The sequence below is a fragment of the Bradyrhizobium sp. CCGUVB14 genome, from assembly GCF_024199935.1.
Classification (GTDB): Bacteria; Pseudomonadota; Alphaproteobacteria; order Rhizobiales; family Xanthobacteraceae; genus Bradyrhizobium.
The window spans coordinates 3,339,226-3,362,833 of sequence record NZ_JANADS010000001.1 but is presented as its reverse complement, the minus strand read 5'-3'; the positions used below and the strand labels follow the sequence as shown (position 1 = coordinate 3,362,833).

The window sequence follows — 23,608 nt, the reverse complement described above, 5'->3', positions numbered from 1 at the left end:
GGAGGAATTAAAGTGGCTGACCACAAAATCTCGCGCCGTACGCTTTTGACCGGCACTGCCGCAGCTGGCGCGCTCAGCCTGACGGGATTGCCGGCGCGCGCTGAGGTGAACTGGAAGAAATATGCCGGGACCAAGCTGGAGGTGATCCTCGCCAAGGGACCGCGCGGCGATAACTTGCAAAAATACGTCAAGGAATTCACCGAGCTCACCGGTATCCAGGTCGAGTCCGAGCAGATTCCCGAGCAGCAGCAGCGCCAGAAATGCGTCATCGAGCTCACCTCGGGCCGGCCGAGCTTCGACGTGGTTCATATCAGCTATCACGTGCAGAAGCGGCAGTTCGAAAAAGCCGGCTGGCTTGCCGACATGACGCCCTTCATGAAGGATCCGACGCTGACCGCGCCCGACCTTGTCGAGAGCGATTTCTCGGCCGCGGGCCTGCAATACGCCAAGAACGACAAGGGCCAGATGCTGTCGCTGCCTTGGTCGGTCGACTATTTCATCCTCTACTACAACAAGGAGCTCTTCCAGAAGAAGGGCGTTGCCGTGCCCAAGACCCTCGACGAGATGGTCGCGGCCGCGGAGAAGCTCACAGACCCCAAGGAAGGCACCTTCGGCTTCGTCGGCCGCGGCTTGCGCAACGCCAACATGACGTTGTGGACCAACTTCTTCCTCAACTATGGCGGCGAATTCCTCGATGCGAAGGGCAATATCCTGACGGACGGTCCTGAAGCAATCGCGGCGACCAAGCTCTATCAGACGCTGCTGACGAAAGTCGCCCCGCCCGGCGTCGCCGGCTTCAACTGGATGGAGTCGATGGCTTCGTTCACGCAAGGACGTTCGGCGATGTGGATCGACGGGGTCGGCTGGGCGCCGCCGCTGGAAGATCCGGCCGCCTCGCGCGTCGTCGGCAAGGTCGGCTACACCGTGGTGCCCGCCGGACCGAAAGGCCAATATTCGGCCACCTATGGCGACGGCATCGGCATTGCCGCGGCGAGCAAGAACAAGGAAGCCGCCTATCTGCTCTGCCAGTGGATCGTTTCGAAGAAGCAAGGCGCGCGGCTGTTGCAGGCTGGTGGCGGCGTACCGTTCCGCAATTCGATCCTGAACGATGCGGAGGTCCAGAGTGGCGTCAAGATGCCGAAGGAATGGCTGCAGTCGGTGATCGATTCCGGCAAGATCAGCAAGCTCGGCCTGCCCGTCGTGATCCCGGTCGCTGAATTCCGCGACATCGTCGGCGCGGCGCTGACGGCGACCCTGTCGGGTGCCGATCCCGCGACTGAATTGAAGAAGGCCAACGATCAGTACCGGCCGATCCTGGAGCGTAGCGAAAAGGCGTGAGTGCGTTGACACAATCGACTCCGGACGCGGCACAGTTTGATGCCGCGCCGGAGAAGGAATTGCGGCCGCCGTCGTACTGGCCGTTCGTGGTGCCGGCGCTGGTCGTCGTTCTCGCCATCATCATCTTCCCGTGGGTCTTTACCATCTGGATGAGCCTGAACGAGTGGAAGGTCGGCTCGTCGACCACCTTCGTCGGGTTCTCCAACTATCTACGGCTGACCAGCGATCCCCGCTTCATCGAGGCGATCGGACATACGCTGGTCTACACCGTGCTGTCCGTGCTGCTGCCGCTCGTGTTCGGCACGTTCTCGGCCGTGGTGTTTCACCAGAAATTCGCCGGCCGCGGTTTCCTGCGCGGCATCTTCATCATGCCGATGATGGCGACGCCGGTGGCGATCGCGCTGGTCTGGACCATGATGTTCCACCCGCAGCTCGGCGTGCTGAACTATTTGCTGTCGCTGGTCGGAATCCCTCCGCAGCTCTGGGTATTCCACCCGGGAACGGTGATCCCTTCGCTGGTGCTGGTCGAAACCTGGCAATGGACGCCGCTCGTCATGCTGATCGTGCTTGGCGGCCTCGCCGCGATCCCGACCGAACCCTATGAGAGCGCGCAGATCGACGGCGCGAATATGTGGCAGGTGTTCCGATTCATCACCCTGCCGCTGATCATGCCTTTCCTGTTCATCGCCGGCATGATCCGTATGATCGACGCGGTAAAGAGCTTCGACATCATCTTCGCGATCACGCAGGGCGGACCAGGCTCGGCGTCGGAGACGATCAACATCTATCTCTATAGCGTCGCCTTCACCTATTACGACCTCGGCTACGGCTCGGCGATCGCGGTCGTGTTCTTCCTGTTGATTGTCCTGCTTGCGGCGGTGATGCTCTATGCCCGCCAGCGCATGCTGTGGACCGAGATCGCGAGCGACGCATGACCCCGAAGCAAATCATCGGCAAGATCAGCCTGTGGTTCGCGGTGCTCGTCATCGTGTCGCCGGCGATCCTGTTTTTCCTCTGGATGCTGTCGCTCTCGCTCAAATTCGAGGTCGACAACGCCGCCTACCCGCCGGTCTTCATCCCCGAGCATTTCGCATGGAAGAACTATGCCGACGTGGTCGCCTCCAACCGCTTCGTGACCTATTTCTTCAACAGCTTGATCGTGACCGGGAGCGCGACGGCGCTCGCGCTGATCGTCGGCGTCCCCGCCGGCTACGGCATCGCCCGCATGGCCGCGCATAAGTCCGCGATCGTGATCCTGATCGCCCGCATCACGCCCGGCCTGTCCTACCTCATCCCGCTGTTCCTGCTGTTCCAGTGGCTGGGACTGCTCGGCACGCTGGTGCCGCAGATCATCATCCATCTCGTGGTGACGGTACCGATCGTGATCTGGATCATGATCGGCTATTTCGAGACGACGCCGCTGGAGCTGGAGGAAGCCGCCCTCATCGACGGTGCAGGCCGCTGGCAGGTGTTCCGCCACGTCGCGCTGCCGATCGCCAAGCCCGGCATCGCGGTCGCCTTCATCCTCGCGGTGATCTTCTCCTGGAACAATTTTGTCTTCGGCATCGTGCTGGCCGGGCGCGAGACCCGCACGCTGCCGGTCGCCGTCTACAACATGATCTCGTTCGACCAGCTGAGCTGGGGCCCGCTGGCGGCCGCGGCGCTGATCGTCACCCTCCCGGTGCTGCTGCTGACGGTTTTCGCCCAGCGGCAGATCGTGGCTGGACTCACGGCAGGCGCGGTCAAGGGCGGGTAGTCACGCCAATCTCAATCCTCCAGGGTGCGTTCTACTTGGAGTTGACGCAAGGGTTTCGCGCTCATATGCTACATACCGTAGCATTGAGCAGCGAGACGCCACATGTCAGCTCGCCCCCTGATCCCGCGCCGAAAACTGTTTGGCAATCCGACCTACGTCGGCGCCAAGCTGTCGCCGGATGGTCAATGGTTGTGTTGGGGCGCCCCTGTCGAGGGAGTCCTGAATGTCTGGGTGTCGCCGGTCGACAACATTGCGGCCGGCCAGCCCGTAACGCGCACCAGGGGCCGGCCGATCAACTGGCAGGACTGGAGCCCGGACGGCCGCTACATCATGTTCCTCAACGACGAGAACGGCGATGAAAACCTACATCTGTTCGTGGTCGATCCCCATACGCTGGAGCTCCGGGATCTGACGCCCTTTGCCAATGTCCGTGCAGTGCCGATCTACTGGTCGCACATCGTGCCGGACAAGATTGCGGTCAATCTCAACGATCGCGACGCGCGCTGGCATGATGTCTTCGTACTCGACCTCTCAACCGGTGAACGCACGCTGGTTTGGGAAAATCGCCAGGAGTTTCACTACGTCGGACTCGACTGGCAGTTGAGGCCCCGCTACGCGCAGAGCAATGCGCCTGACGGAGGTACGCGGCTCTGGCGCATCGACGACGGCAAGGTGACGCATTGGCGCGATGTCCCCTACGAGGCCTACATCAGCACGCGGCTCTGGACGTTCGATGCCGGATGCAACCACCTGCACATGAGCTCGAGCCTGGAGCAAGACAAATCGGCGCTGTTGCGGATGAACTGGGCGACCGGCGAAGAGCACATCCTGTATCAAAGCGACCGCGCCGATGTGACCGGCGCTATCTTCAACGCCAGAACCTTCGAACCGGAAGCGGTTTGCATCGACCCCGGCCGGCCGGAATGGACGGCGCTAACGCCAGCGGTTGCGGACGAACTTGATCTGATCAAAGCCAGACTGCCGGATCATGCGTTTCACATCGAAAGCCAGAGCGACGATGGCCGCCGGTGGATCGTGGCGGGCCACGCGCCAAATCGACCCGTCGCATATCATCTCCTCGACCGCGACAAGCAAACCATCACCGAGCTGTTCAACGCGCGCCCGGAATTGAAGCCGTATCGCCTGGCGCGGATGCAGGAAGTGCAAGGCAAGTCGCGCGATGGCCTCACACTAGTCTCGTACCTGACCTTGCCGTCTGATATCGAGGGCGACCGCCCGCCCCGGCCGCTGCCGATGGTCCTCATCGTCCATGGCGGCCCGTGGGGCCGGGACATCTACGGCTATCGCCGGGATCACCAGTGGCTGGCCAACCGTGGCTACGCCGTGCTGTCGATCAACTATCGGGGATCGACCGGTTTCGGCAAGGCGTTTGTCGCAGCCAGCGAGAAAGAGCACGCGCGAAAGATGCACGATGATCTCATCGACATGGTCGATTGGGCGATCGCGCAGGGGATCGCCCAAGAGGACAAGGTTGCGATCTCGGCATATCCTATGGCGGACTGGCCTCCTTCATCGGAGCGACCTTCACGCCGGAGGTGTTCTGCTGCTCGGTACCGGTGGTCGGAATCTCGAACCTGCAAACGCTACTGGAATCGATGCCACCTTATTGGGCTGGTTTCGCCGAATTCATGTATCGCAGCTACGGCGATCCCCGCACCGAGGAGGGCCGCAAGCTTCTCGCCGAACGCTCACCGATCAACAAGGTCGACAACATCACGAAGCCCATGCTGATCTTTCATGGCGCCAACGACGTTCGCTGCAAGATCGCAGAGAGCGACACCATCGTCGCCGCCATGCGGGCCAGGAACATTCCGGTGACCTACATCGTCTATCCCGATGAGGGACACGGATTCCAGAGGCCGCCGAACCAGCTCTCCCATCTCGCAATTGCCGAAGCGTTCTTTGCACGGCATCTGGGCGGCGCCTGCGAGCCCGTTGGCGAGGATTTCGAAGGGTCTAGTCACGAAGTTCGAGCCGGGGCCGATATCCTGTCCGATCTGGGTGTGGCGATCTAGCCGCTCACAAATGAAGCGGCCGGGCGACATAATGTCGTCCGGCCGCGTTTGATGTCAAAACAACCTACTCCGCAGGTGCAGCGTGCATCTCCGGATGCGCGGCATAATGCTCGGTGGAGCCGAGCCTGCTGGCCGCAAACAGACCGGCCGCCATCACGGCATAGGCGAACGCCACCGCGGGCGTGACGCCAAAGCCGCCGCCGATGCCGACGGCTTCGCCGTGCATGAAGCCGAAATAGGTCAGCACGGCACCGACCAGCGCGAACGCCGAGGCCTTCTCGAAGTCGCGCTCGATGATGAAGACACCGACTGCGCCGAGGATGAGGCCCGCGAGGATAGAGCCGCCACCCATCACTTCGAGCCCGTGATAGATCACACCCTGTTGCGGCAGCGCCGCGATGGCCGCCGCCTTGACCGCATCAGCCTTGTCAGCCGCCATACCGCCGACGGTTGCTGCCGCATTCATGGTCGAGCCGAGCATGGTGTCGATCTGCAGCTTGGCCCAGGCGGCGAGATGCGGCGTGAAGGCGAGCGCCACGGCGGGCGCGTGCTTCGACGGCGTGGTCTGGAATGCCTGCGCAGTCATCAGCATGCCGATATAGAGCAGGATCGGCGAGATCGCGACGACAGGCACCAGCGCCAGCAGGACCGAGATGACGCCGAACCAGGACAACACCACCACCATGATGCCGGTCGCGGCCGAATAGCCGATCCGGCCGCCCATCGCCTTCCAGCCGGGATGACCGATATAGACGGCGTTGATGAAGGGATTGCCCATCAGGCAGCCGATCAGGCTGACGACGCCGTCGGCGGTCAGCACCCGCGTGGTCGGATATTCATCGCCGGCGGCTTCCGCGCTCTCGACGTTATCCATGGCCTCGACGAGGTCATAGATGCCGAACGGAATGGCAGTGACGAGGATGACACCGAGGTACTCGAAGCCAGAGAAGACGTAGCTCGCCGCCGGGATCGGCACCGAGAAGCCGAAATTGGCGAAGGCATCCCCGACGCCCTTGATGCTCAATCCGCCAAGGCCGAGACCGAACAGGTTCGAGCCCCAGGCGATGATCATGCCGACCACAATCGCGACCAGACCGGCCGGGATACTCTTCGGATATTTCACGCCACCGAACCAGCTCACCAGAATGATGGCGAAGCAGACCAGACCGATCTGCGGCGTCACGTACATCTCGAGCGCAGGGCGCATCGCGATGAAGGTCAGCGAAACGCCGGCAAGCGTGCCGAGCAGTGCAGCGCGCGGTGTAATCTTGCGGATAAACGGTGCGATGAAGCCGCCGATCATCAGAATGAAGCTCTGGAAGAACACCCAGACCAGGCCGGCCGACCATCCCTTTAGGGGATCGCCGGTCTTGAGCGTCACCGGCAGCATGATCACGAAGGTCACGATGAACATATGCGGCACGCTGACGCCCGAGGGCAGTGCGCAGACGTCGGTGCGGCCGGTCTTCTGCGCAAGGCGATAAGCGAGGAACGCATAGTAGAAGGTGGAAAGGCACATCATCAGCCCCAGCGCGGGCAGGATGCGGCCGAACACGAGGCTGTCCGGCATCTTCAGTACGAAACGAAGCAAGCCCGTGAGCACCAGCATGTTGACGAGGATGTTGGTGCCGAAGCCGAAAAACGCGTTCCAGTCGCCCGATGTCCATAATGCCGGCTTGAACTCGGACCCATTGCTCTCAGATTTGCCGGCCGTCCCCGTCAATGTGCTCATGATGCTACCCCTATGTGGTCGAAACCTTCATCGCCTCCAGTACTGCGGCTGAGTCCGCGACCCAGCCGAAGATGCCGCCTTGGGCCTTGATCATCTTCAGGCCCATCTCGTGAAACTCGGGGAAGTAGGATGCGCAGCCATCCGAGATGACGACGCAGCGATAGCCGCGGTCATTGGCTTCGCGCACGGTGGTGTTGACGCACACTTCGGTGGTGACGCCGCACACCAGAAGATTCTCGATGCCGTATTTCTCCAGCACGTCGGTCAGCTCGGTGGCGTAGAACGCGCCCTTGCCCGGCTTGTCGATCACGACCTCGCTGTCGAGCGGATAAAGCTCCGGGATGATGTCGTGGCCGGCTTCACCGCGAATGAGAATGCGGCCCATCGGACCGGGATCGCCGATGCGCAAGGACGGCGCGCCACGCTCGACTTTCGCCGGCGGCGCATCGGAGAGATCAGGCAGATGTCCCTCGCGGGTGTGGACGACGAGCATGCCGGTGTCGCGCGCGGCCTTCAGCAGCGCGCCGATCGGCTTCACCGCGCGCGCAAGCTGGCTGACGTCATTGCCGAGCGTCTCGCCGAAGCCGCCGGGCTCCATGAAGTCGCGCTGCATGTCGATGATGACGAGCGCGGTCGACGACCAGTCGAGCTTGATCGGCTCTGGCTCGGCGCTGATGACGCCCAGTGTCGACTTGGTTGAGTTCAACATGACGCAGGCCCCCGCGAGAACTCTCTTTGCCAGGAGTTCTGCAAGCGCCGTGCCATTGTGTACAATTGCAATTGGCCGCGCAGCATGGAGAAATTCGCTGCGCTATCAGACTGTTATCGGAAGAGATCGCGTCTGCTTATTCGCTGTGCGACGGCTTTGCGACGTGCATTTGCTCAAAGGATGAGCGGCCGCGAAGCTCGCTTGTCAGCGGGCAGTATTTCCATACAGCCGCCGATGCTCCTCCTCATACGGCGCATAGGAATCCTTCAGCGTCGCCATGTTGAGCAACATGGTCGCAACCATCGCACCCGCCTTGTCGAACACACGCGTCTTGATCCAGGCACTCTCGGTGCGGCGGCTGCCGGACAGCGCGACGACCTCGCGCTCGACGTCGTAGTCCTCGTCGACGAACAGTGGCCCCTTCACCAGCCGGATCTCCTGGTCCGCGAACAGGCCGACGGCCGGCCCCTTGGCCGGCAGCGGATCGTCCTTGGAGCGGTACTGGAACAGCACGCTCAGCATCTCCATCGGGATGATGGCCCTGCCCCATGGATTGTCAGCGCCCGAATAGTACGGCGAGTTCTCGGTGATGACTGCGAGCTTCTGCCGCAGCGAGAACGGATAGAGGTCGCCCATGTTCTGGTCGAACGCCATCCGCACCGACTGCCGCTTGCTCGTCTGCGCCACCTTCACGTCGCGCAGGATCACGGGATCGGCGAGCGGCTTGAGCTCGGTCAGGCGCGTCTCCAGCGCGGTCGCTGCGCGGGGTTCGCCGACTGACGCCGAGCCACGCAGCACTTCGGTGCCATCGCGCTTGATCATCTGGATCTGGCACTGGCTCGTTCCAGGCAGAGGTTTCGACAGGATCGCCTGCACATCCTCACCTTCGAAGCAGGCATTGCGATAATGCGCGGAGAGACAGCCGCTCTCGAACCACGCCTGTCCCCACAGCCGGGCACCGAGCGGCGCGAACTGGCTGAAATGCGTCGGCCCCTCGATGGTCCCGCCTTTGAAGCCGAGCTTCTGCGCGGTGGCATCGTCGTGGATGGAAGCATGCGCGTCGTAAACCTGCGCATGCAGCATCTGCCGAGGCTGGCGCCATGGCCCGATCAGGCCCTCGGCGGTCTCGGTGATCTCGGTGTCGAATGCGCTTGCAGTCATGGTGTCCTCCGGTCGAAGCCATGACTAGCAGGAGCGCCACGGATGCGGCTAGCCGTATTGACTTCGGCCACCCATGCTCTTGACTGCAAAGACCCGCTTCGCAAGCCGCAACTTTTTCCGCGGCGCAAAATCCCCGCCGAACCAAGAAAAACAAGGACTTTCGAAATGACGCTGATGCAGGTCGAGCTGGACGACAAATACCGGCTCGAATCGAAGCGGATCTTCCTGTCCGGCACCCAGGCCCTGGTCCGTTTGCCCATGCTGCAGCGCGAGCGCGACCGGCTCCAGGGGCTCAACACCGGCGGCTTCATCTCCGGCTATCGCGGTTCCCCGCTCGGCATGTATGACCACGCGCTGTGGCGCGCGAAGTCGCACCTCCAGCAGCACGACATCGCCTTCGTGCCCGGTCTGAACGAGGACTTAGCTGCGACCGCCGTCTGGGGCAGCCAGCAGGTCGGCCTGTTTCCCGGCGCCAAGGTCGATGGCGTATTCGGCATCTGGTACGGCAAGGGCCCCGGCGTCGATCGCTCCGTCGACGCGCTCAAGCACGCCAATGCGGCCGGCACCTCGCTCAATGGCGGCGTGCTGGCGCTCGCCGGCGACGACCACGGCTGCCAGTCCTCGACGCTGGCGCATCAGAGCGAGCAGGTGTTCGCGGCGGCCCTGATCCCCGTGATCAATCCGGCAACGCTGCAGGATTATCTCGACCTCGGCCTCTATGGCTTCGCCCTGTCGCGCTTCTCCGGCTGCTGGGTCGGCTTCAAGGCGATCAGCGAGACCGTGGAGAGCTCGGCCTCCATCTACAGCGATCCCGAACGCATCCAGATCAAGCTCCCCGATGATTTCGAGATGCCGCCCGGCGGCCTCAACATCCGCTGGCCCGATCCGCCGCTGGACGCGGAGCGCCGGCTGTTCGGCCCCAAGATGGCCGCGGTGCAGGCCTTTGCCCGCGCCAACCAGCTCGACCGCATCGTGCTCGATTCCAAGCCGGCCCGGCTCGGCATTGTCGCCACCGGCAAGGCCTATCTCGATCTGCGCCAGGCGCTGGCCGATTTGGGCATCACCGACAAGGACGCGCAGGATCTCGGACTTCGCATCTACAAGGTTGCGCTGACCTGGCCGCTGGAGGAAAGCGGCGCCAAGCGCTTTGCCGAAGGCCTTCAGGACGTGCTGGTGGTCGAGGAGAAGCGCGGCTTCATCGAAGACCAGCTCATGCGCATCCTCTACAACATCGATGCGTCCCGCCGCCCGACCGTCACCGGAAAACGCGACGAGAGCGGCGCGCCGCTGCTGCCGAGCGAGGGCGAGCTGACGCCGACGATCGTTGCCGGTGCGCTGGTGGCGCGCTTGCGCAAGCTCGGCCATCACAGCCCGGTGCTGGAGCAGCGCCTCGCCCGGTTAGAGGCCTTCGACAATCCCGTCACCACGACGTCGCAGATCAAGCTCGCGCGCACGCCGTTCTTCTGCTCGGGCTGCCCGCACAATTCCTCGACGCGCGTGCCGGAAGGAAGCCGCGCCATGGCCGGCATCGGCTGTCACGGCATGGCCCTGAGCATGCCGACCCGCCGCACCGACCTGATCTCGCATATGGGCGCCGAGGGCGTGAACTGGATCGGCCAGTCGCCCTTCACCACCGAGAAGCACATCTTCCAGAACCTCGGCGACGGTACCTACACGCATTCCGGGCTTCTCGCGCTTCGTGCGGCATCGGCCGCCGGCATCAACATCACCTACAAGATCCTCTACAACGACGCCGTCGCGATGACCGGCGGCCAGCCGGCCGAGGGCGCTTTTAACGTCGCGCAGATCGCGCACCAGGTCTGGGCCGAGGGCGTGAAGCGGCTTGCGATCGTCTCGGACGATCCGACCAAATATCCTGACGGTAACTACTTCCCGCAAGGCGCGACCATCCATCACCGCCGCGAGCTCGATGCCGTGCAGCGCGAGTTGCGCGACATCAACGGTCTGACGGTCGTGATCTACGACCAGACCTGCGCCGCGGAAAAGCGCCGCCGCCGCAAGCGCGGTCTCTATCCCGATCCCGCCAAACGCGCCTTCATCAACGAGCTCGTCTGCGAAGGCTGCGGCGATTGCTCGCAGGCCTCCAACTGCGTCTCGGTGCAGCCGCTGGAAACTGAGTTCGGCCGCAAGCGCCAGATCGACCAGTCGAACTGCAACAAGGATTTTTCCTGCGTCGAGGGCTTTTGCCCGAGTTTTGTGACCGTGCATGGTGGCACATTGAAGCGGATGAAGACGTCGGCGGTGGATTCTGGCCAGCTGTTCGCAGACTTGCCGCTGCCGCCCGCACGTGAGCTGGAAGGCCCCTACAACATCCTCGTCACCGGCATCGGCGGCACCGGCGTCATCACCATCGGCGCCCTGCTCGGCATGGCCGCTCATGTCGACGGCCGCGGCTGCTCGGCGCTGGACTTCACCGGCCTGTCGCAGAAGAACGGCGCCGTGATGAGCCATGTGCGCATCGCGCCAAAGCCTGAAGATATTTCCGCGGTGCGCATCACCACCGGCGGCGCCGACGTCATCCTCGGCTGCGACATGATCGTCTCGGCCGGCCCGACCGCGCTCAGCCGCGCCGAACGCGGCGTCACCAGGGCCTATATCAACGCTGATTTGCAGCCGACCGCCAGCTTCGTGCAAAACCCCGATATCGATTTCGAGATGGGCACGATGCAGACCGTGCTGCGCGATGCCGTCGGCGACAAGAACCTCGACATCATCGACGCGACAGGCATTGCCGCGGCGCTGATGGGCGACAGCATCGCAACCAATCCTTTCATGCTTGGCTTCGCTTTCCAGAAAGGCGCGATCCCGCTGTCGCTGGAGGCCCTGCTGCGCGCCATCGAGATCAATGGCGCCGCGATCGAGATGAACAAGCTCGCCTTCACCTGGGGGCGGCTGGCCGCCCACGACATGTCGCGGGTGCGCAGCGTGCTGCAATTCAAGAGCCGGGCGTCCGCACCGACCAAGACGCTCGACGACATCATCGCGACGCGCGCCGAATTCCTGACCGGCTATCAGGACAAGGCCTATGCCGACCGCTATCTCGCGGCCTTGGCCAAGGTGCGCAAGGCGGAGAACGCCGCCTCGCCCGCGTCCACGGAGCTGACGGACGCCGTGGCAAAGAACCTGTTCAAGCTGATGTCCTACAAGGACGAATACGAAGTCGCGCGGCTCTACACCGACGGCAGCTTTGCCAAAAAGGTGTCTGAGAAATTCGACGGCGATTTTACGCTGAAGTACCACCTCGCGCCGCCGATCTTCGCCAAGCGCGACAAGACGACGGGACGGCTTCAGAAGAAGGAATTCGGCGGCTGGATGCTCCACGCCTTCCGCGTGCTGGCAAAACTCAGGTTTCTGCGCGGCGGCGCGCTCGACCCGTTCGGCCGCACCGAGGAACGCCGGACCGAGCGGAAGCTGGTCGCGGATTATCTGGCGATGATAGATCAGCGGGTAGCTGGGCTGAAGGCGGAGCAGATCCCGCTGCTGGCGCGACTAGCGCGCGTGCCGGAGACCATCCGCGGGTTTGGCCACGTCAAGGAAGCCAACGTCAAGCTGGCGGCAGCCGAGAAGGCGAGGCTCGAGGCGGAACTCGAGAACAGCCGGTTTGCTGCGGCGGCGGAGTAGGAGCAGGCTGGCGCCACACTCTCGGTGTCATCGCCCGTCTTGTGTGCACTTGCGCACTGAGGCGGGCGATCCAGTACTCCGAGACGGTTGTGGTTGAGCCGATAGGCCCCGGCATACTGGATGCCCCGCCTTCGCGGGGCATGACAGCGGTGGAGATGGTTAGAGTGACGTCGTGGCTGCGCTTGGCGTCACCACCATCCCCGCCCTCTCCGCCAGATGCCGCCCCGCGATGTAGCCGAACGTCAGCGCCGGCCCCAGCGTGATTCCCGGGCCCGGATAATTGCCATTCATGATCGAGCCCATGTCGTTGCCGCAGGCGTAAAGGCCCGCGATCGGCGTACCGTCCTCGCGCAGCACGCGCGCCTGGGCGTCCACCTTCATGCCGATGGCGGTGCCGAGATCGGCCGGGTAGATGCGCATCGCGAAGAACGGCGCGCGGATGATCGGCGCGACGCAAGGGTTGGGCTTGTGGTCGATATCGCCGAGGTGCCGCTGATAGATGGTGCTGCCACGGCCGAATTCGGGATCGCGGCCCTCCTTCGCATCGGAATTGTAGCTCGCAATCGTCGCACCGAGCACAGACGACTTGATGCCGATCGTCGCCGCGAGCTGCGCGATATCGGGCGCCTCGATCAACTCGCCGCTCGCCACGTAGCGCCGCACGCTGCGCGCAAAGGGCTTGATGCGACCAAGGCCATAGCTCCACAGGAACCGACGGTCGCAGATCAGATAGAACGGCCGATCCGGCTCGCCCTGGCCATCGCGCAGCATGGCAAGCACGAACTCGTGGTAGGACAGCGCCTCATTGACGAAACGCCGGCCCGCAGCATTCACGGCGATCACGCCGGGCTTGGCACGGTCGGTCACCGTATGCGGGAACACGCCTCGGCTGCCGTCGGCGCGGCGGAATAGTGAGGCCGGCACCCAATAGGCCGGGCTCACTGCGTCCGTGTTGAGCGCGGCGCCGCCAGCGGCCGCAAGGCGAAGCCCATCGCCCGTGCCTGCCGTGTTGGTGGCCGAGACGAAGCCGGCCGCCACCGGGAAAAGGCGTTTGCGCAAAATCGCATCGTGCGAGAAGCCGCCGGTCGCGAGCACGACGCCGCGGCGCGCGGCAATCGAACGGTCGCGTGAGCCATGGCGGATGACCACGCCACTGATGCGATCGCCCTGCATCGACAGATCCTCGACATCCGTGCTGAAGAGGATGTCGACCTGCCGCGCCAGGAGCGAGGCATAAAGCCGCGCAGCAAGCGCATTGCCGAGATGCAATGTCGTGCCGCGGGGCCAGCGCAGCCGCTGCAGCGCGTACTCCGAAACCAGCCGCGCCGCACGCAAGGTCGAACGCAGCGATTTTCCGATCCGGCGCAGATGCGGGATGTCGAGACGGTTGACCATCATTCCGCCGAACAGCGTGAATTCCGGCAGCGGCGCGCGCAGCCGCGCGAACTGCGCACCCAGCCGGGTGCCATCGAACGCAACCGGCTCCAGCACGCGCCCGCCCGGCGTCGCACCGAGCCGCTCCGGATAATAATCCGGATAGGCTTTCACCGGCTGCAGACGCACGTCCGTGTTGGCTTCGAGATAAGCCACCGCCTCGGGCCCCCGCGCGAGGAAAGCTGCGCGCAGGCCCGCATTCGCGGGCTCAGGCACGGTGCTCGACAGATACTGGACGGCATCCGTGATGCTGTCGGAGAGCCCCGCGTCCTTCATCTTGGGATTGGCGGGGATCCAGACCATGCCGCCGGACCACGCGGTCGTGCCGCCGACAAAGGCAGTCTTCTCGATCACCAGCACGCGCAGACCTTCGGCGGCAGCAACCGCCGCAGCCGTCATGCCGCCGGCGCCAGCGCCGATGACAACGACGTCGTAGGTCTCATGCGCCGGCATCATGCCGCAGGGGTCCGGAGGCGAGGCATGACACCGTCATACCCCGCCCGCGGGCTCGCAGCTAGCGCTGCGGCTTCCGCTCGATCGGATCGATATCGAACGCCCTCAGCTGGCCACGCCGCAGCACGTCCATGGCGAGTCTGCGGCCGATCCGGTCGCGGTCGAGCACACGGATCAGGTCGTCGACGCCGTTGATATCGACGCCGTCGAGCTTGATCACGACGTCGCCGGGCAACAGGCCCGCCTTCGCCGCCGGGCCGTCCTGCTCGATCTGCATCAACAGTGCGCCCATCTTGTTCTCGACGCCGGCCAGCACCGCATGCCGTCGCGGCACCGGCGCGGTCTGTCCGGCGACGCCGATAAAGGCGCGGCGGACATAGCCGTGGCGGATGATCTCGGACAGCACAAATTGCGCAGTATTGCTGGCGACCGCGAAGCAGATGCCTTGCGCGCCATTGATGATGGCGGTATTGATTCCGATCACCTCCGCATTCGACGACACCAGCGGTCCGCCGGAATTGCCGGGATTGAGCGCGGCATCGGTCTGGATCACATCCTCGATGGTGCGCCCGCTCACGGAACGGATCGAGCGTCCGAGCGCCGAGACGACGCCGGCGGTGACAGTCGATTCAAAACCGAGCGGATTGCCGATCGCGATCACGAGCTGGCCGCGACGCAACGTCTTCGAATTGCCGAGCGCGGCATAGGGCAAGTCACGCACGCCATTGGCGCGCAACAGCGCCAGGTCGGTATCGGGGTCGACGCCGAGCACCCGGGCATCGCCGACATGGCCTTCGACATCCCGCAGCCGGATTTCCTTGGAGGCACCGACCACATGGCTATTGGTGAGGACGAGCCCATCCGGCGAGATCACGATGCCGGAGCCGAGCCCGCCGCGCTCGCGACCGCTCGGCGTTTTCGGCCCCGTCTCGACCCGCACGACCGCAGGACCGACGCGGTCGGTCACATCGATCACGGCATTGGAATAGGCGTCCAGCAGCGCCCGGTCATCGACCGGAGCGGCGGCAGTGGCTCGCGATGACGCAGCGTCATCGACGATATCTGAGGTAAAATCCAGCATGGCAAAAGTCCTTGAGGCTCACACAGATGGTGGCCTGTTCCGTGCCGCGCAAGTGACCCGCCCGGGGCGCAAGGCTGGACTGCCAGTGCTTGACTACCCAGGTGGCTAGGGCGCCCGCCGCAGCGTGCCAGCCCTTTCCTTGACCGGATCGAGCAGCGACCAGTCGCCGTCCGGGAGCACATAGCCTTTGGGGAACGGCGCGCGCAGCTCGAGTCCGAGCGAACGCAGCACGCGGTCGTCGCGGTAATAGCATTGCAGGACGACACGAACGAGCGTTGCCGCAGCCGCACCACCGTTCTTGCGAAACTCCTGCACGACCGCGTCGCGCTTCGCGGCATCGAGCTCTGCGAGCTGACCTCCTGCCAGCCGTGCCAGATGGTCCAGCGCCGCTATCACCAATCTGGTGTCGCGGCCGAGCGTTGCCAGGATGTCGGCTTGGATCGCGCCGTCGTCGGCGCCCGGCACCTTGTACTCGTCGCTTGCGGGCACGATCATGCCGGCGATGGTGCGGAGGTCGTCGCGCTGGGCGCGCGTGAGTTGAGTGTCTGCGGACATGGCGGCCTCAGTCGAACAGATTGGCAAGGCGCTGCTTCATCTGATCGGCGATGTAGAGCGCGAGGGCCTGGATGGTGGAGGTCGGATTCACGCCGCCCGAGGTGACGAAGATGCTGCCGTCGACGATGAAGAGGTTCTTCACGTCGTGCGCGCGGCCCCATTCGTTGACGACGGAGCGCTTGGGATCCGTGCCCATCCGCGCGGTGCCGAGCAGATGCCAGCCGCCCCACGGGATCGGCGAATTGACGCAGATGTCGGTCGCTCCCGCCATTTCCAGGATCTCCCGGCCGCGGGCGAGCGCATGATCCATCATCTTCTGGCTGTTCTCGGAGATCGTGTAGTTGATCTTCGGCGCGGGTATGCCGTGGCTGTCCTTCAGCACGGGATCGAGCGTAACCTGGTTGTGCTCCTCCGGCAGGTCCTCGCAGATCGCGGAGAAACCGAGCCGGTGGCCGTTGAGCTTTCGGAAGACGCGGTGATGATCCGCGCCCCAGGGCAGAATGCCCTTTTGCTCACTGACGACAGCCTCGAACACCGGCCCTGCCCCGCGCACGAACTGGACGCCATAGCCGCGGACAAAGCCGCGAGAGAGATCCGTGTCGTACCATTCCTTGCTCCACAGGCAGGTCGGCGGCGCGCGGTTCGAATCGGTCGGCTCCTTCACGTAGCCGTAGATCTGCGCATAGGGGTGGAACATCAAATTCTTGCCGACGAGACCTGACGAATTGGCAAGCCCGTTCGGGAAGCGATCGGATTTCGAGTTCAGGAGCAACCGCGGCGTGCCGACGCCGTTGCAGGCGATGATGACGACATGCGCCGGCTGGAACTGCTCGACACCGTCCTTGTCGTAATAGACCACGCCCGTGGCCATGCCGTTCTCGTCGGTCGTGATCTCGCGCACCCGGCAATGGGTGCGCAGCTCGACACCGGCGCGGACCGCCTGCGGCCAATAGGTGATGTCGGTCGAGGATTTTGCGCCTTGCGCGCAGGCCGGCGTGCAATGGCCGAGATTGATGCAGCGGGCGCGGCCCTCATAGTCGGTGGTCGCGACCGTCGTATCCGACGGCCACCAGTGCCAGCCGAGCTTGTTCATGGCCTTGCCGATGATCGCGCCGGACAATCCGAGCGGCTGCTGCGGCATCGGCGGATGCGTCAGCGGCGACAGCGGATCGCCCGATAGACCGGACGTGCCCATGATCCGGTCGTTCTCTTCGAAGAACGGGGTCAGCGCGTCGTAGTCGATCGGCCAGTCGTCGGCGACGCCGTCCAGCGTCTTCACCTTGAAATCGGACGGATGCAGCCGCGGCCAGTGCGCGGTGTACATCACGGTCGAGCCGCCGACCGCATTGTAGTTGACGACCTTGATGGGCGAATTGTCGTCGTTGATCGGGTAGTCCTCGGGCCGGCCGCGGACATTGGGGCTCGAGGACCACTCGCCGTAGAACTTGGCCTCCCAGTCGCGGCCTGTGCTGGGATATTCCGCCGGGTTCATCCAGCCACCCTGCTCGAGGCAGAGAATGTGCATCTTGGTCTCGGCCAGCGACCACGCCACCGCGGCGCCCGAAGCGCCGGCGCCGATGATCAGGACGTCCACGGGGTCTTTCGTCAAGATGTCTTCCTCCAGCCCTCGCCACTTCCCGGGCGATTCGGCCATCACGGCTCGCAAGGCCGACAAACGATAGGGGCAGACCGGCCGGCGAGTAAAGGCTGGCGGGCGAATGTCGCACTTCGCACAGCGCAGACCATTGGTATCGTCCTATCCGGATGCTAGGAACGAGGGGCACGCGCAATCGATAGCGAGAAATTATGTCCGTCGAGAATTCATTTGCCGCCACCCGCACCTTCGCGCTTGTCTTGTTTCTCGCTCTGTCCGGATTTCTGGGGACCTCCAGCCCCGCCAGCGCGCTGACCGCGGCCGCGACGGTCCGGGACGCCAATTCGATCCAGCTCGGCGACGTCACCTACCGGCTCGACGGCGTCGACGCGCCCGAGCTGGACCAGGTCTGCATCGACGACCACGCCGATCCCTGGACCTGTGGCATCGAGGCTCGCGACCAGCTCACCAAGCTGATCGGCGGAAAGTCCGTGCGTTGCGACGATGTCGGTCCCGAGAAGAATTTTGGCAAGCGCCACCGCGCGATCTGCACGGTCGAGGGCGACAAGGTTTCGTTGAACGAGCAACTGGTCAAACTGGGCTTTGCCATCGCGCGCGAACCCCTCAAGGCCAACGTCAAGCCGGCGGCGGCCGAAGCCAAGACGGCCTCGGCCGGGATCTGGAAGGGCTGCTTTGTTGCACCGCAAGAATTCCGCACCGGGAAGAAGGACGGCGCCCTGCTCGGCGCCGCCTGCCGCGCCGACCGTGATAAGGAGATTCGCGCGGTGCTTTTTCCGGATGAGCTGACGGCGCCGCCGAGCTGCGCCATCAAGGGCAAGCTTGCGGTGCGCGCGCGCGTCACCGGCAATATCGGCATCTACCATCTGCGGGGCTGCCCGAGCTACGCCGCGACCACCAGGCCGGACCGCTGGTTCTGCTCGGAGGACGACGCGCAGGCCTCGGGCTTCCGCAAGGCCTATAACTGCCGCCGGCCAAAGTGAACTTTTGGTTCACGCAGCCGTGAGTGGTAGTCCGAGACAGTATTGATCCGGGATTGAACTCAAAGGGGAGTTGCTACACCTATATGTGTACGCAAGCGCTTTGCGCGAGCGTTTCCTTGGCGGCAATCCGGCTTCGGTCCGATTGCTTTGCTCGGGCGTTTCCTCCCTAGACTTGGGCCGCTTGTCACAAACAAGCGGCTCTTCTTTTTTGTGCTGTTCTAGCTGTGCATCCGGATGAACTGATCCATCGGCGGCATGTTCTGGTTGAGATGGGACATGATCCAGACGGTTCCGCCCACCACCAGGAAGACGACCAGCAATCCGAAGGCCAGCGCCAGCACGTTGTTGGTGTTATCCGGGCCCGTGGTGATGTGCAGGAAAAACACGAGGTGCACGCCCATCTGCGCGATCGCGAGCACGATCAGCGCAACCGGGATCGACGGCTGCCAGACCAGATCGGTGCCGGCGATGAAGAACGAGGTCGCCGTGAGCAGCAACGCGAGGACGAGACCGACGACATAGCCGACGATGCGCTCGCCGACGCTATGTTGTTCTTCATCGCCGGGGGCGATGTCGCGCTCGACATGCGTGTGCGCCTGATCGCTCATACGCCACTCCCAAGCAAATAGACGACGGAAAAGACGCCGACCCAGATGATGTCGAGCGCATGCCAGAATAGCGCAAAGCACATCATCCGGCGCAAGACGTCGGCGCGAAAGCCCTTGGCGAAGACCTGGGCCATCATGGTGAGCAGCCACAGCACGCCGGCCGACACATGCAGGCCGTGACACCCGACCAGCGAGAAGAACGCAGTCAGGAAGGCGCTGCGTGACGGGCCATAGCCGCGGGCGACGAGGTCCGCGAATTCCTTGAACTCAATGGCCAGAAAGATCAGCCCGAGCACGCAGGTCACGGCCATGCCGAGATAGAACCAGAACCGGTTGCGAACGTCGGCCGCGATACTGGCCATGCCGCAGGTAAAGCTCGAGAACAGCAGACAGACCGTCTCGATCGCAACGTTGCGCTGCTCAAAGATCTCCGAGCCCTTGGGGCCGTCGGCGGTCTGGCTGACCAGCACCGCATAGGCCGCAAAGAAGCAGGAGAACATCACGATGTCGGAGAGCAGGAACACCCAGAATCCGTAAGCGGTGACGATCCGCTTCGACGCGGGCCCGGGATGCTCGACAACGACGCCGATGTGGTGGGGATCCGCGTGCGCGTGGCCGACGGTTGCGGTCATCGCCATCAGATCGCTCCCGCCATGCTGACGAGACTGCGCCGTTCCTCGAGATTGATGCGGTCGATCGCGGCGACCTCCGCGGCCGGAATGACGTATTCGTCGTGGTCGCGCCAGGCGAACACGACGAAGGTCGCGAACGCGCCGATGCCGCCCAGGATCACCATCCACCAGATGTGCCAGATCAGCGCAAAGCCCATGATGGTGGCGAAGAACGCACAGACGAAGCCGGTCGGCGAGTTCCTGGGCATCTCGATGTCGTGATACTCGGGCGCTTCGTGTTCGAGCGATTGCTGCTGGGCCGCGATCTTCATGTCCCAATAGGCATCCTCGCCACGAACGTCCGGGTGAAAGGCGAAATTGAACACCGGCGGCGGCGATGAGGTCGCCCATTCCAGCGAGCGGCCGTCCCAGGGATCGCCGGTGCGATCGCGCAAGGCCTCGCGATTCCTGATGCTGACCACGAGCTGCATGATCTGGCAGATGACGCCGATCGACAGCACGGCCATGCCGACCGCCGCCACGATCATCCAGGGCTGCCACTCTGCGACATCATAGTGCTGCATGCGCCGCGTCATGCCGAGCATGCCGGCCACATAGAGCGGCACGAAGGTGATGTAGAAGCCCGTGAAGGTAAACCAGAACGCCAGCTTGCCCCAGCGCTCGTCGAGGCGAAACCCGAAGGCCTTCGGAAACCAGTATTCGAAGCCGGCAAACGCGCCGAACAGCACGCCGCCGATGATGACGTTGTGGAAGTGCGCGACCAGGAACATGCTGTTGTGAAGCATGAAGTCGGCCGGCGGTACCGCGACCAGCACGCCGGTCAAGCCGCCGATGATGAAGGTGACCATGAAACCGACCGCCCACAGCATCGGCGTCGCAAAGCGGATGCGGCCGCCATACATCGTGAACAGCCAGTTGTAGATCTTCACCCCCGTCGGCACCGCGATGATCATGCTGGCGATGCCGAAGATGGCGTTGACATCGGGGCCGGCGCCCATCGTGAAGAAATGATGCAGCCAGACCATGAAGGAAATGACGCAGATCGCCATGGTCGCGAGCACCATCGAGCGATAGCCGAACAGCGCCTTGCCGGAGAAGGTCGAGACCACTTCGGAGAAGATGCCGAAGGCCGGCAGGACGAGGATGTAGACCTCCGGATGGCCCCAGGCCCAGATCAGATTCATGAACATCATGACGTTGCCGCCGGCTTCATTGGTGAAGAAGTGGAAGCCGAGGTAACGATCAAGCAGCAGCATCGCCAGCGTCGCCGTGAGGATCGGGAACGCCGCCACGATCAGCAGGTTCGAGGCCAGCGTGGTCCAGCAGAACATCGGCATCCGCAGATAGTTCATGCCCTTGGTCCGCAGCTTCAGCACCGTCGTCACCAGGTTGATGCCGGCGACCAGCGTGCCGACGCCGGAGATTTGCAGAGACCACGCGTAATAGTCGACGCCGACGCCGGGCGAATAGGACAGCTCGGACAGTGGCGGGAAGGCGAGCCAGCCGGTGCGGGCGAATTCGCCGATCACGAGCGACAGATTGACCAGCAGAGCGCCGGTCGCGGTCAGCCAGAAGCCAACCGAGTTCAGCGTCGGGAAAGCGACGTCACGCACGCCGAGCTGCAGCGGCACGACCAAATTCATCAGCCCGATCACAAACGGCATCGCCACGAAGAAGATCATGATGGTGCCGTGCGCTGAAAAGATCTGGTTGTAGTGCTCCGGCGGGAGATAGCCCTGCGACTGGTAGGCGATCGCCTGCTGAATCCGCATCATGATGGCGTCGCTGCCGCCGCGCAGCAGCATCACCGAGGCCAGCAGGATGTACATGACGCCGATCCGCTTGTGATCGACGCTGGTGATCCATTCGTGCCAGAGATAGGGCAGATGCCCCTTCACGACGACCCAGATCAGTACCGCGAGAATTCCCACCAGCACCACGCCGCCCGCGATCAGCGGAATCGGCTGATCGAACGGGATAGCCGACCAGTCGAGCTTACCGAGCATCGTGGCCTCCACTGTGGGGACGGCCGGCATCGGAGACGAGCTCTGGTCCCGGCCCCGGCGGAATGTGCTGGGTTGCGATCAGGTCGAACAGGCGCGGGTCCTCGAGCCGATAGGTCGGCCTGCCCCTCTCGACGCCCTGCTGCATCAGCTTCTTGTAGCTGTCCTCGTTCAGCACGGCGTCGCTCTTCGCCGTGGCCGCGACCCAATCCGGAAATGACAGCGGCGAGATCACGTTGACGTCGAACATCATCTCCGGAAAGCCGTCGCCGGAGAAATGCGCCCCCAGGCCCTGGAGCTTACCCTCATTGTCAGCACGCAGGTTCAGCCGCGTCACCATACCGTTCATGGTGTAGATCATACTTCCGAGTTGCGGGATGAAGAACACGTTCATCACGCTCGACGATGTCAGCTGGAAGTTCAGCTCGGCGCCGGCCGGCACCGTCAGCGTGTTGACGGTGGCGATGCGCTGGTCGGGATAGATGAAGAGCCATTTCCAGTCGAGCGAGACGACCTGGATGCGCACCGGACTGCCCGTGCCGGGCACCGGCGCTGCGGGATCGAGCTTATGCGAGCCGATCCAGGCGACGCCGCCGAGCAGGATCACGGTCAGCGCGGGGATCGCCCACACCACCATCTCGACGCGTCCGGAATAGACGAAGTCGGGCTGAAAGCGCGCCTTCGGATTGGACGCGCGAAACCAGAACGCAAAAGCCAGGATCGCGAAAATGGTTGGCACCACGATCGCGAGCATGATGACGACGGAATCGACCAGGATGGTGCTGTTGGCGGCAGCCACCGGCCCTTGTGGATCGAGCAGATTCATCGGCAAGCCACTGGCGATTGGGAGACCCCGAGGGGAAGCTAACGCGAAAAACTCCCCCGCCGCAAACGCAGTTGCGTGAAGAGGGTTCCGCACCGTCGTCGCTCAAGCGCGGCTCATCTCGTCCGGCGGCATGCAATTCCGTGCGATGTCAATGACATCGGCGCGGGACGGCCGGCCTTCTCACCTCTGCGGTCCATTGCTAGTTTGCACGAAAATATCGGGATGAAACGACATGCAGGGCCCTGAGGACGATGCCGGCCTCACCGGCAGGGTGGCGCTGATCAGTGGCGGCGGGGCCGCTGGCGACGGCATCGGCAACGGCCGCGCTGCAGCAATTCTGCTCGCCCGCGCCGGCGCAAAAGTGCTGGTGGCCGATCGCGACCTGAAGCTCGCCGAGCGCACCGTCGAGATGATCACGGCGGAAGGCGGTACGGCCGCGGCTCATGGTGGCGACGTCACCAGCGAAGCCGATTGCAAGGCGCTGATCGAAGCCGCGCTCGACCGCTGGCGTCGGCTCGATTTCCTCGACAACAATGTCGGCATCGGCAGCCGCGGCAGCGTCGTCGACGAGGCGCCCGAGCAATACCGCCGCGTCATGCAGGTCAATGTCGAGACCATGTTCCTGCTCTCGAAGCACGCGATCCCCGCCATGATCAAGACCGCCAAGGGCGGCGCGATCGTCAATATCTCCTCGATCTCGGCGCTGCGGCCGCGCGGGCTCACGACCTACACCACGTCGAAGGCCGCCATCATCGGGCTGACGCGCGCCATGGCGGTCGATCACGGCCGCGACAACATCCGCGTCAACTGCATCTGCCCCGGACCGATGTACACGCCGATGGTCTATGCCCGCGGCATGAGCGAGCAGGCTCGCGCCAACCGCGCCAGGGCCTCGCTGCTCAAGACCGAAGGCACCGGCTGGGACGTCGGCCATGCCGTCAAATTCCTGCTCAGCAATTTCGCGCGCTACATCACCGGCCAGGTGCTGGTGGTCGACGGCGGCGTGACGTTGCAAGCGCCCGAACGCGAGTCACAAGAACACTAGAG

The 23,608-nt window shown here is 63.8% G+C and carries 17 protein-coding genes and 1 pseudogene; 7 read left to right on the top strand and 11 right to left on the bottom strand.

Annotation, left to right across the window (positions count from 1 at the left end; all coding sequences use genetic code 11):
* Positions 1 to 12 precede the first annotated feature (12 nt).
* The 4 genes and pseudogenes from NLM32_RS15615 (at position 13) to NLM32_RS46100 (ending at position 5,130) form a co-directional block, all read left to right on the top strand.
* A complete protein-coding gene (locus tag NLM32_RS15615; RefSeq protein ID WP_254129838.1) occupies positions 13 to 1,338 on the top strand; it encodes an extracellular solute-binding protein in 1,326 nt (441 codons plus the stop codon).
* Positions 1,335 to 2,273, top strand: a complete 939-nt coding sequence (locus tag NLM32_RS15610) for a carbohydrate ABC transporter permease (RefSeq protein WP_254129837.1) — start codon at positions 1,335 to 1,337, stop codon at positions 2,271 to 2,273. Before NLM32_RS15615 ends, NLM32_RS15610 begins: the two co-directional genes overlap by 4 nt.
* Positions 2,270 to 3,094, top strand: coding sequence for a carbohydrate ABC transporter permease (locus tag NLM32_RS15605; RefSeq protein WP_254129836.1), 825 nt, complete (start codon positions 2,270 to 2,272; stop codon positions 3,092 to 3,094). The genes NLM32_RS15610 and NLM32_RS15605 overlap by 4 nt, the downstream gene beginning before the upstream one ends.
* A 102-nt stretch (positions 3,095 to 3,196) precedes the next feature.
* Positions 3,197 to 5,130 (top strand): annotated as a pseudogene (locus NLM32_RS46100) (S9 family peptidase).
* A gap of 64 nt (positions 5,131 to 5,194) precedes the next feature.
* Here NLM32_RS46100 and NLM32_RS15595 read toward each other — a convergent pair.
* The 3 genes from NLM32_RS15595 to NLM32_RS15585 all read right to left on the bottom strand — a co-directional run bounded on the left by NLM32_RS15595 (position 5,195) and on the right by NLM32_RS15585 (position 8,732).
* Entirely contained in the window at positions 5,195 to 6,862 is a 1,668-nt protein-coding gene (locus NLM32_RS15595) for a regulator (protein WP_254129835.1), read from the bottom strand.
* 10 nt (positions 6,863 to 6,872) lie between these two features.
* Positions 6,873 to 7,571, bottom strand: coding sequence for a cysteine hydrolase family protein (locus NLM32_RS15590; protein ID WP_254129834.1), 699 nt, complete (start codon positions 7,569 to 7,571; stop codon positions 6,873 to 6,875).
* Between the two features lie 204 nt (positions 7,572 to 7,775).
* On the bottom strand, positions 7,776 to 8,732 hold the full coding sequence (locus NLM32_RS15585) for a hypothetical protein (protein ID WP_254129833.1): 957 nt from the start codon (positions 8,730 to 8,732) through the stop codon (positions 7,776 to 7,778).
* 165 nt (positions 8,733 to 8,897) lie between these two features.
* Here NLM32_RS15585 and NLM32_RS15580 point away from each other — a divergent pair, with 165 nt between their 5' ends.
* A complete protein-coding gene (locus NLM32_RS15580; protein ID WP_254129832.1) occupies positions 8,898 to 12,374 on the top strand; it encodes an indolepyruvate ferredoxin oxidoreductase family protein in 3,477 nt (1,158 codons plus the stop codon).
* 159 nt (positions 12,375 to 12,533) lie between these two features.
* Here the strand turns inward: NLM32_RS15580 and NLM32_RS15575 are convergent, their stop codons facing one another.
* The 4 genes from NLM32_RS15575 to NLM32_RS15560 form a co-directional block, all read right to left on the bottom strand.
* Positions 12,534 to 14,264, bottom strand: coding sequence for an FAD-dependent oxidoreductase (locus NLM32_RS15575; RefSeq protein ID WP_254129831.1), 1,731 nt, complete (start codon positions 14,262 to 14,264; stop codon positions 12,534 to 12,536).
* Positions 14,265 to 14,322: 58 nt separating this feature from the next.
* On the bottom strand, positions 14,323 to 15,342 hold the full coding sequence (locus NLM32_RS15570) for a S1C family serine protease (protein WP_254129830.1): 1,020 nt from the start codon (positions 15,340 to 15,342) through the stop codon (positions 14,323 to 14,325).
* Positions 15,343 to 15,447: 105 nt separating this feature from the next.
* Positions 15,448 to 15,897, bottom strand: coding sequence for a gluconate 2-dehydrogenase subunit 3 family protein (locus tag NLM32_RS15565; RefSeq protein WP_254129829.1), 450 nt, complete (start codon positions 15,895 to 15,897; stop codon positions 15,448 to 15,450).
* A 7-nt stretch (positions 15,898 to 15,904) separates the two neighbouring features.
* A complete protein-coding gene (locus NLM32_RS15560; RefSeq protein WP_309144849.1) occupies positions 15,905 to 17,551 on the bottom strand; it encodes a GMC family oxidoreductase in 1,647 nt (548 codons plus the stop codon).
* Between the two features lie 152 nt (positions 17,552 to 17,703).
* Here NLM32_RS15560 and NLM32_RS15555 point away from each other — a divergent pair, with 152 nt between their 5' ends.
* On the top strand, positions 17,704 to 18,492 hold the full coding sequence (locus NLM32_RS15555) for a thermonuclease family protein (RefSeq protein ID WP_254129827.1): 789 nt from the start codon (positions 17,704 to 17,706) through the stop codon (positions 18,490 to 18,492).
* 218 nt (positions 18,493 to 18,710) lie between these two features.
* Here NLM32_RS15555 and cyoD read toward each other — a convergent pair whose 3' ends face one another.
* Genes cyoD through NLM32_RS15535 form a run of 4 tightly spaced genes read right to left on the bottom strand, consistent with a single transcriptional unit; the run spans position 18,711 to position 22,561 of the window.
* Positions 18,711 to 19,100: a cytochrome o ubiquinol oxidase subunit IV gene (gene cyoD, locus NLM32_RS15550; protein ID WP_254129826.1), complete on the bottom strand. Its 390-nt coding sequence runs from the start codon at positions 19,098 to 19,100 to the stop codon at positions 18,711 to 18,713.
* Complete coding sequence (locus tag NLM32_RS15545) at positions 19,097 to 19,738, bottom strand: cytochrome (ubi)quinol oxidase subunit III (protein ID WP_254129825.1); 642 nt, start codon at positions 19,736 to 19,738, stop codon at positions 19,097 to 19,099. The genes cyoD and NLM32_RS15545 overlap by 4 nt, the downstream gene beginning before the upstream one ends.
* Positions 19,738 to 21,738: a cytochrome o ubiquinol oxidase subunit I gene (gene cyoB / locus NLM32_RS15540; RefSeq protein ID WP_254129824.1), complete on the bottom strand. Its 2,001-nt coding sequence runs from the start codon at positions 21,736 to 21,738 to the stop codon at positions 19,738 to 19,740. Before cyoB ends, NLM32_RS15545 begins: the two co-directional genes overlap by 1 nt.
* Positions 21,728 to 22,561: a cytochrome ubiquinol oxidase subunit II gene (locus NLM32_RS15535; RefSeq protein ID WP_254129823.1), complete on the bottom strand. Its 834-nt coding sequence runs from the start codon at positions 22,559 to 22,561 to the stop codon at positions 21,728 to 21,730. The genes cyoB and NLM32_RS15535 overlap by 11 nt, the downstream gene beginning before the upstream one ends.
* A 232-nt stretch (positions 22,562 to 22,793) precedes the next feature.
* Here NLM32_RS15535 and NLM32_RS15530 point away from each other — a divergent pair, with 232 nt between their 5' ends.
* Positions 22,794 to 23,606: an SDR family NAD(P)-dependent oxidoreductase gene (locus NLM32_RS15530; protein ID WP_254129822.1), complete on the top strand. Its 813-nt coding sequence runs from the start codon at positions 22,794 to 22,796 to the stop codon at positions 23,604 to 23,606.
* Positions 23,607 to 23,608 lie beyond the last annotated feature (2 nt).